Source organism: Luteibacter rhizovicinus, assembly GCF_004342265.1.
In the GTDB taxonomy this organism is placed as follows: Bacteria; Pseudomonadota; Gammaproteobacteria; order Xanthomonadales; family Rhodanobacteraceae; genus Luteibacter; species Luteibacter rhizovicinus_B.
On record NZ_SMCS01000012.1, the window covers coordinates 61,300 to 69,947 of the forward strand.

Annotated in this window: 8 protein-coding genes; 5 read left to right on the forward strand and 3 right to left on the reverse strand. The window is 64.6% G+C overall.

Going from position 1 to position 8,648, the window contains the following annotated elements; translation table 11 throughout:
* The first annotated feature begins 54 nt into the window (after positions 1-54).
* Positions 55-486 carry a hypothetical protein gene (locus EC912_RS18890; protein ID WP_132147526.1) on the forward strand — a complete coding sequence of 144 codons (432 nt, stop codon included), beginning with the start codon at positions 55-57 and terminating at the stop codon, positions 484-486.
* On the opposite strand, the gene EC912_RS18895 is transcribed toward EC912_RS18890, so the two are convergent.
* A complete protein-coding gene (locus EC912_RS18895; RefSeq protein ID WP_132147529.1) occupies positions 461-1,021 on the reverse strand; it encodes a methylated-DNA--[protein]-cysteine S-methyltransferase in 561 nt (186 codons plus the stop codon). The genes EC912_RS18890 and EC912_RS18895 overlap by 26 nt on opposite strands.
* Positions 1,018-2,502 carry a DNA-3-methyladenine glycosylase 2 family protein gene (locus EC912_RS18900; protein ID WP_132147532.1) on the reverse strand — a complete coding sequence of 495 codons (1,485 nt, stop codon included), beginning with the start codon at positions 2,500-2,502 and terminating at the stop codon, positions 1,018-1,020. Before EC912_RS18900 ends, EC912_RS18895 begins: the two co-directional genes overlap by 4 nt.
* A 135-nt stretch (positions 2,503-2,637) precedes the next feature.
* Between EC912_RS18900 and hutU the strand changes: the two genes are divergently transcribed.
* Positions 2,638-4,308 carry a urocanate hydratase gene (gene hutU, locus EC912_RS18905; RefSeq protein ID WP_132147535.1) on the forward strand — a complete coding sequence of 557 codons (1,671 nt, stop codon included), beginning with the start codon at positions 2,638-2,640 and terminating at the stop codon, positions 4,306-4,308.
* A gap of 144 nt (positions 4,309-4,452) precedes the next feature.
* Here the strand turns inward: hutU and msrA are convergent, their stop codons facing one another.
* The gene (msrA, locus tag EC912_RS18910) at positions 4,453-5,130 is read right to left on the reverse strand and encodes a peptide-methionine (S)-S-oxide reductase MsrA (protein WP_132147538.1); all 678 of its coding nucleotides are present in this window, start codon (positions 5,128-5,130) and stop codon (positions 4,453-4,455) included.
* A gap of 245 nt (positions 5,131-5,375) precedes the next feature.
* On the opposite strand from msrA, the gene EC912_RS18915 reads away from it, so the two are divergent.
* The 3 genes from EC912_RS18915 to EC912_RS18925 are packed head-to-tail and all read left to right on the forward strand — an operon-like array spanning position 5,376 to position 8,489.
* Complete coding sequence (locus tag EC912_RS18915) at positions 5,376-6,623, forward strand: HD-GYP domain-containing protein (RefSeq protein ID WP_132147541.1); 1,248 nt, start codon at positions 5,376-5,378, stop codon at positions 6,621-6,623.
* 43 nt (positions 6,624-6,666) lie between these two features.
* Positions 6,667-7,917 carry a putative bifunctional diguanylate cyclase/phosphodiesterase gene (locus EC912_RS18920; protein WP_132147544.1) on the forward strand — a complete coding sequence of 417 codons (1,251 nt, stop codon included), beginning with the start codon at positions 6,667-6,669 and terminating at the stop codon, positions 7,915-7,917.
* Between the two features lie 35 nt (positions 7,918-7,952).
* Positions 7,953-8,489, forward strand: coding sequence for a YaeQ family protein (locus tag EC912_RS18925; protein WP_132147547.1), 537 nt, complete (start codon positions 7,953-7,955; stop codon positions 8,487-8,489).
* Positions 8,490-8,648: the final 159 nt, after the last annotated feature.

The following is an 8,648-nucleotide window of genomic DNA, read 5'->3' on the forward strand; positions in this document are numbered from 1 at the left end:
GGACGGGACCGTAGGCTTGGAACGTGGGAAATCCCCCTATCATGGCCTGTCCGTATGACTAATTCATCTCACACCACTATTCGCCGTTATCTGGTAGCGCTGTCGTTGGTTCTTGCGATCCCGCTCGCGGTCGCCCAGACGACCACCCCGGCGACGCAGCCGAAACCGGCGGCGCAGCAGCCCAGACCCGTCGTTATCGTGCAGCCGTCGGCGAATCAGCGTTGGCAGCAGGCCGCGAACCAGCAGCGCGTGCAGAACCAGATCCAGCAGAACGCCGTACAGCAGCAGATCCGGCAGGCCAATTCCGCTCAGCTGCGCCAGAACACGACCGATCCCAATCTGCAAAAACAGATGGACCAGTCGAACCAGTCGCAGCAGCAGCTGTACCGGGCGCAGCAGCAGGATGCGGTGCAGCGTTACAACGCCACGCCCCAGCAGCCGATGGAGAACCGCGCGCCGGTCAGTGCCGGCTCGGCGGGGCACTGAACAACGACGGCTCGCGAGCCGTCCGTTCGAGGTCCAGCAGATAGCGCTTCGCCGGCAGGCCGCCACCGAAACCGGTGAGGCGCCCGTCCGCGCCGATCACCCGATGGCATGGCACGACGATCGAGATCGGATTCGCGCCGTTGGCCGCGCCGACGGCGCGCACGGCGTCGGGATGGCCGATGCGTCGCGCGACATCGCCGTAGCTGGCGGTTTCTCCGAAGGGAATCGCCCGCAAGGCCATCCATACTTTCTGCTGGAAGCCGGTGCCTTCGGGCGCTAGCGGCAAGTCGAAGGTCGTGCGCGTTCCAGCGAAATACTCTTCCAATTGGGCTTGCGCGTGTGCGATGACTTCCGCCGCCGCGCATTCTTCCGGCGTGCGTGCATCGGCGACATTCGTTGCCGCCGGCGCGGGCCGCCAGCGTTTGCGATCCGGGAAGTCGGGAAATTCGATGGCCCGCAAACCGTCGACGCTGGCGAGGAGTCGCAGCGATCCGAGCGGCGACGGAATGGTCTGTTCCACGATAACGGTATTCATGCGTTGGCTCCGTCGAGACTGCCGCGCCACAGGTGCATCACGGCGTAAGCGCGCCACGGTCGCCAGCCTTCCGCGAGGGTGGTCAAAGCCTTTGTCGATAGCGGTATGCCATCCGTAGATGCGGCGCGGCGCAGGATAAGGTCGGCTGCGGGAAATGCGTCCGGGTGGCCCAGGGCGCGCATGGCGAGGTATTGCGCCGTCCAGTCGCCGATGCCGGGCAGGGCGGTCCAGTGTGCTACCAGATCGTCCAGCGTGCGGTCGGCACGGAAATCGACGCGGCCGTCGCGCACGGCGGCGGCCATGCCATTGACGGTCGCGGCGCGACTCGTGGTCAGGCCGATCGTGCGCAGGTCGACATCGGCCAGCGCAGCGGGTTCGGGGAACAGGCGATCGAGGCCCGGAATCGCGGGATCGGCCAACTGTGCGCCGTACCGGTCGACCAGCCGTGTCGCCAGCGTGCGCGCGGCGGCTACGCTGACCTGTTGGCCGAGGATGGCGCGAACCGCAATCTCGAAACCGTCCCAGCCGCCGGGCAGTCGCAGACCGGGGCGTCGCCGCACCAACGGACCCAGTACGGGATCGGAGTCGAAGTGCGCGGCAATGGACGCGGGGTCGGCGTCCAGGTCGAACAGCCGGCGAAGGCGGCTCACCACGTCCAGGATGCGCGTGGCGTCGGGGCAGTGCAGTTCGAGCTTCAGCGCCGGTTCGTTGCCGGGCCATGCGGTGATGCGGAGCCAGCCAGGACGGTCCGCCGGGCCGAACACCCGCGAATACGAACGCTCGTCGACCCGTTCGATGCCGGGCAGCGCACGACCGCTGAGGAATTGCAGCAGGGCGGACAAATCGTAAGGCGGCCGGTAACCGAGCCGGAGTACCAACGGCTCGCCCGCCGCCGAACGCGGCCGGCGACGCAGCTCGCGTGGCGCGATGCGATTGGCCTTCGCGAAGGCGGCGTTGAAACGGCGCAGGCTGCCGAATCCGGACGCCATGGCCACCTCCGTGACGGGCATGGCCGTTTCCGTCAGCAATTGCTTGGCGAACAACAGGCGCTGCGTCGTGCGCACGTCGATCGGCGACACGCCAAGGCGTTCCACGAACAGGCGCCGCAACTGGCGACTGCCCACCGCGAGCCGCGACGACAGATCGTCCAGAGACGACTCGCCCGACAGATCGTTTTCCAGAAGTTTCAGTGCGCGGGCCACCAACGTGTCGCCGCGCCGCCAGGCGCCATCCGCGGGCGACAGCTCGGGCCGGCAACGCAGACACGGCCGGAAGCCCGCGGCTTCCGCTGCCGCCGCATTAGCGTAATAGCGCACGTTCGACGGTTTCGGCGACGGCGCGGGACACACCGGCCGGCAATAAATGCCGGTGCTGGTGACCGCCGTGAAGAACAGCCCGTCGAACCGCGCGTCGCGACTCAGGCGTGCGGCCTCGCAGATGGCGGTATCGGGGATCTCGGGAATCGGCTGGGCGTTCGTCATGGGCAAGAGGTTACACCGCGGCCAGGATCGCAACTGGCCGTTTTCGGACATCGATGCTGCGATGCGGATAGCCCCTTCGACCCGTCGCGGCCCATAATCGGCGTTCTGTCCTTCACCGCAGCACCGAGACCGACGATGACCGCAGCGACGCGCATAGACACCACCCGAACCATCCGCGCGCCGCGCGGCACGGAGCTTTCCTGCCGCAGTTGGCTGACGGAGGCGCCGTTCCGCATGCTGCAGAACAATCTCGATCCCGAAGTGGCCGAGAATCCGGCGGAGCTCGTGGTTTACGGCGGCATCGGCCGCGCCGCGCGCAACTGGGAATGCTTCGATGCCATTCTTCGCGCGCTGCGCGATCTGCGCGACGACGAAACCCTGCTGGTGCAATCGGGCAAACCGGTCGGCGTTTTCCCCTCGCATGCGGACGCGCCTCGTGTCCTGATCGCGAACTCCAACCTCGTGCCCGCATGGGCGAACTGGGAACACTTCAACGAGCTCGATCGCAAGGGCCTGATGATGTACGGCCAGATGACGGCCGGCTCGTGGATTTACATCGGCTCGCAGGGCATCGTGCAGGGCACGTACGAAACCTTCGTCGAAATGGGACGCCAGCACTACAACGGCAATCTTGCCGGCCGCTGGATTCTTACCGCCGGGCTTGGCGGCATGGGCGCCGCGCAGCCGCTGGCGGCGAGTCTCGCCGGTGCATCGTCGCTGACGATCGAATGCCAGCAGAGCCGCATCGATTTCCGCTTGAAGACGCGTTACGTCGACGAGCAGGCCAGCGACATCGACGATGCGCTGGCGCGTATGGAACGCTATGCGAAAGAAGGCCGTGCCGTTTCGGTCGCGCTGCTCGGCAATGCCGCGGAGATCCTGCCCGAACTCGTCCGTCGCGGCGTGCGTCCGGATGCCGTGACCGACCAGACCAGCGCCCACGATCCGATCAACGGTTATCTTCCGGTTGGTTGGACAGTCGAGGAATGGTTCGAGCGCCGCAAGTCCGATCCGGCCGGCACCGCACGTGCCGCGAAGGCATCGATGCGCGCGCACGTCGAAGCGATGCTCGCCTTCCATGCCAAGGGCATTCCGACGTTCGACTACGGCAACAACATCCGCCAGGTAGCCAAGGACGAGGGTCTGACGAACGCGTTCGATTTCCCGGGTTTCGTACCTGCCTTCGTGCGTCCGCTGTTCTGTCGCGGCGTGGGCCCGTTCCGTTGGGTCGCGTTGTCGGGCGATCCGGAAGACATCTACAAGACCGATGCCAAGGTGAAGGAGCTGATCCCCGACGATCCGCACCTGCACAACTGGCTGGACATGGCGCGCGAACGCATCAGCTTCCAGGGTTTGCCGGCACGCATCTGCTGGGTGGGTCTCGGCCAGCGCCACAAGCTTGGCCTCGCGTTCAATGAAATGGTTCGCAACGGCGAGCTGAAAGCGCCTGTGGTGATCGGGCGCGATCATCTGGATTCCGGATCGGTCGCCAGTCCGAATCGCGAAACCGAAGCGATGAAGGACGGCAGCGATGCGGTCAGCGACTGGCCGCTGCTCAATGCGATGTTGAATGTCGCCGGCGGCGCAACCTGGGTCAGCCTGCATCACGGCGGCGGTGTCGGCATGGGTTACAGCCAGCACAGCGGCGTGGTGATCGTATGCGACGGCACCGAAGCGGCCGACAAGCGGATCGCGCGCGTGCTGTGGAACGATCCGGGCACGGGCGTGATGCGGCATGCCGATGCTGGGTATCAGGAGGCTATCGATTGTGCGCACGAGCAGGGGTTGAATTTGCCGATGGTTTGAGCTGACCGAATGCTGCAGAGGCTGCGGCATTCCTCGCCGTTACTGCCCCTTTCCGTCATTCCGGCGCACGCCGGAATGACGGAAAGGGGCAAGCGGCTTTAACGGGGTGAACGGCACGAAACGACATAACCCCGCCAGCATCAGCTACCGTGCATTCGCCCAGCTGGCCACATACCGCTCCGGATACAACCGCTGCAACGCCAGGACCTTCGGCAAGTCATTCACCAGAATATACGGCGACTGCGGATTCAGTCGCATGTAGTTCTGGTGATAGCTCTCGGCGGGATAGAACGTCGTCAGCGCCGCGACCTGGGTGACGATAGGTGCGCTGTAGACATGCGCAGCACCCAGCTGCGCGATATACGCATCGGCGACACGCTTCTGTTCCGGCGTCGCATAGAAAATCGCGGAACGGTACTGCGTGCCGCGATCGGGGCCCTGGCGGTTCAGCAGCGTCGGGTCCTGCGCGACCGAGAAAAACACTTTCAGTATCTGGCCGTAACTGACGACCGCCGGATCGTAGACAATGCGCACCGATTCGGCGTGTCCGGTATCGCCCTCGCTGACATCGTCGTAGTTGGCATGCTGTGCATCGCCTCCGGTGTAGCCGGCGGTCGCGGATTTCACGCCACGCAGGTGTTCGAAAACCCCCTCGACGCCCCAGAAGCACCCGCCCGCGAGAACCGCTACCTGCTCACCCGGCGACGGTGCGGCGTCCACGGCGGGATCGGGCAGGCGGACGCCTTCGTCGCGCGCGAAAACGGCGGTGCAGGCGGCGAGGGCGATCGTGGTCAGAACGACGATAAAACGACGACGGAACATGGAGATATCTCCGGAGTGCCTGAGTTACCACATAAGACCGGGGCAGAAAGGATTCCATGGCAGGCAACGTTTGTTACAGTTTCACCCTTTGGCGCCGATACAGCGGAACCTGCATGTCGGTGGAACCCGTTGGCGGCGCGCGTGGTTTCACGCGTCGCGGACAAGGTCGATCCGGTCTGGCCATGGGGCGGATCCGTCGATTCGCGGTTCGTACTGACATGAAACGATCCGTTCCTGGGGGGACTGTGGCGTACGATCTGGTGGAAAGACGGGTGTCGGTCGGCGATCTGGAGGTCGGCATGTACGTTTGCCGTCTCGATTGCGACTGGGACGAAACCCCGTTTCCGATCCAGGGCGTACCGGTTCGCAGCCAGGACGACATCGACGCGTTGCGGCGCCATTGCCGCTACGTGTTCGTCGATACCATGCGGAAGGTCGCGCCTGTCTCTAAATCCCCGCCGCTTCGTCCGCCTTCCGTGGCGGTGAAACCAAGCACCGCTCCGGCCACGCCATCCCAGCGATTGGTGCCGCAGCGGGCGTATACCGATACCGCCACGTTCGACGAAGAAGTGCCCCGGGCGCGCGAGGCTTACGAGTCCGTCGCGACCTATGTGGAAAAGATCGTCGACGACCTGGCCAAGGGGCGCGTCATCGATCCCCGGGAAGTGGAGGACGCGGTGCGTCCGATGGTCGAGAGCGTACTGCGTTCGGGCGATGCGTTTTTCTGGATCGAAAGCCTGCGTCAGCGCGATAGCTATACCTATCGCCATGCCGTCAGCTGCAGCACGCTCGCCGCGGCTTTTGGGCGGCACATGGGGTTCTCGGAAGAGGCCATCATCAGCCTTGCCGCGGGCGGGCTGCTGATGGACGTCGGCAAATCGCAGCTGCCCGACGAATTGCTGCTGCGCGCCGGTGCGCTCAGCGAAGCCGAAATCGAACTCGCGCGTCTGCACGTGCGCGAAGGTCTGGCTATCCTGGCGCACTCCGGCGTGGCGGATCAGGAAGTGCTGGATATGGTCCGCACGCATCACGAGCGCTTCGACGGTAGCGGCTATCCCGACGGTCTGATCGGCACCGCGATTCCGCTCGCGGGGCGGATGGCTGCGATCATCGACACGTATCATGCGATGTCGACGCCACGGCCGTATTGCGAGCCCGTGTCGCAGCACGTGGCGTTGCGTACGATCTATGCCGGGCGCAATACGGGATTCCAGGGCGAGTTGGTCGAGCAGTTCCAGGCGTGTCTCGGGGTGTATCCGACGGGGTCGCTGGTCGAGCTGGGAACCGGCGAAATCGCGATCGTTATGCTGCAGAATCACGCGCGGCGGCTACAGCCGCGTATAGCGATACTCACCGCGCCCGACAAGTCGCCGCTGGACGAATTCCGCATCGTGGACCTGATGCGACAGACGGGGCCGGAACGCATGGATATCCTGCGTTCGCTTCCCCCGGGTAGCCACGGCATCGATCCCAAGGAATACTTCCTCCCATGAATGCCATGCCCGATCGTTTATTACCGCATCGCCCGAGGCTGTCGTGACGGATCGCGCCCATATTTTCACCGCCATGCAGGCACTGCTCGACCGCGACAGTTCGCGCGAGGGCCTGTGTGCCGTGCTGGTCGTACGGATGCGGGGCATGCGCGAGGCCCAGCTGCGCTTCGGTTATGGCTTCGGAAACGAGGTCATGCTCGCCGCCCGCGAGCGCATCGTCGAAATCGTCCGGCATATCGACAAGGTCTTTGTCGCCGCGGACGACACGTTCGTGCTGCTGCTTCCCGCTATCCGCAACCGGACCCATGCCTTGCTGGCGGCTACCCGGCTGGTGGGCGGATTCGACGAGCCGCTGATGTGCGGCGACCGGCCCTGGCATGGCCGCGTGGTAGTCGGCGCGGCCATGCATCCCGAACATGGCGCCGCCGCCGAGCTGCTATGCCGTCGCGCCGAAATCGCCCACGACGAAGCGTTGCGTATCGGCGAACCGTTCGCGATGTACCAGCCGGACAATACCCAGGTCGAAATCCTGTACGGAGAGCTGCGCGAAGACATCGAAGCAAACCGCCTGCAGGTTTACTTCCAGCCCCTGCTAGATCTGCGCAAACAGACGATCACGCGCGTGGAATCGCTGGCGCGATGGAATACCCAGACGCATGGCGAAGTCGCGCCGGTCGATTTCATTCCGTTCGCGGAGCGCAGCGATCTGATCGTTCCGTTGACGCGCTGGAGCCTCAACGCGTCGCTGCGTCACGTGGCCACGCTGCATCGTGCCGGTGCGCCGATCGATATCGCCATCAATCTTTCGGCGCGCGTTTTCGTGGAGCAGGGCTTCGCGGAACAGATGCTGGGGGCGCTCGATATCTGGGGCGTGCCGGCCGAATCCGTGATCGTCGAGGTCACCGAAACCGCGCTGCTCACCGATCTGGACATGAGCGTGCGCGTGCTGCGCCGGTTGCGCGACCGCGGCATGCGTGTCGCCATCGACGACTTCGGCACGGGTTATGCCTCGTTCGCGTATCTGCGCCACTTCCCGGCTACCGAGCTGAAGATCGACCGTACCTTCGTGGACGCGATGATCGACGATCCCCGCACGGAGCAGCTGGTGCGGGCGATGGTCGAGGTCGCCCACCGCCTTGGTCTCGAGGCCGTGGCCGAGGGTGTCGAGAATCAGGAAACGCTCGATCGGCTGATCGAAATGAATTGCGACATGGTCCAGGGCTTCCATGTGGGAAGGCCGTCGCCAGCGGACGAATTCGTGGCAAGACAGCTGGCGGACGCGTCGTTCGTGTAGGCTTTGCGGCCACACGTCCCCGGTAACTTCCCCTCATGGCACTCAAATCGACGGTCTACAAGGCCGAGCTGCAGATCAGCGATATGGACCGGCATTACTACCAGGCCCATCCGCTGACGATCGCGCAGCACCCGTCGGAAACCGACGAGCGGATGATGATCCGGGTGCTGGCGTTCGCGCTGAATGCCGATGAATCGCTTGTTTTCGGCAAGGGCCTGAGTTCGGACGACGAGCCGGACCTGTGGCGCAAGGAGCTGACCGGCGAAGTCGACCTGTGGATCGAAATCGGGCAGCCGGACGAACAGCGCATCCGTCGCGCGGCGGGGCGTGCGAACCGGGTGATCGTCTATACCTATAGCGGCCGCAGCGCTGAAGTGTGGTGGAAGAAGACCGCCGCCGCGGTGGCTCGCACGAAGAACGTCACGGTGATAGATATCGCCCCGGCCACGGTCGACGCACTCGCGGCGTTGACCGAGCGGACGATGCAGATCCAGTTCATGGTGCAGGACGGTCAGGCTCAGGTGATTAGTGGCGAGACCGTGGTGCCTGTTGAGATGACGGTGCTGGCGTAAGTTCGCTGCCAGATTTGCCGAGAAGCCGAAGCGACCGATAGCCGCGCCGCACCTATCCCCTCACCGTCATTCCGGCGTACGTGTTCCGTGCCGGGACATAGGTAACAGGTGTGCCAGGACATGGGTTACACCTTACGCCGGTTCATTAAGGTCAATCGT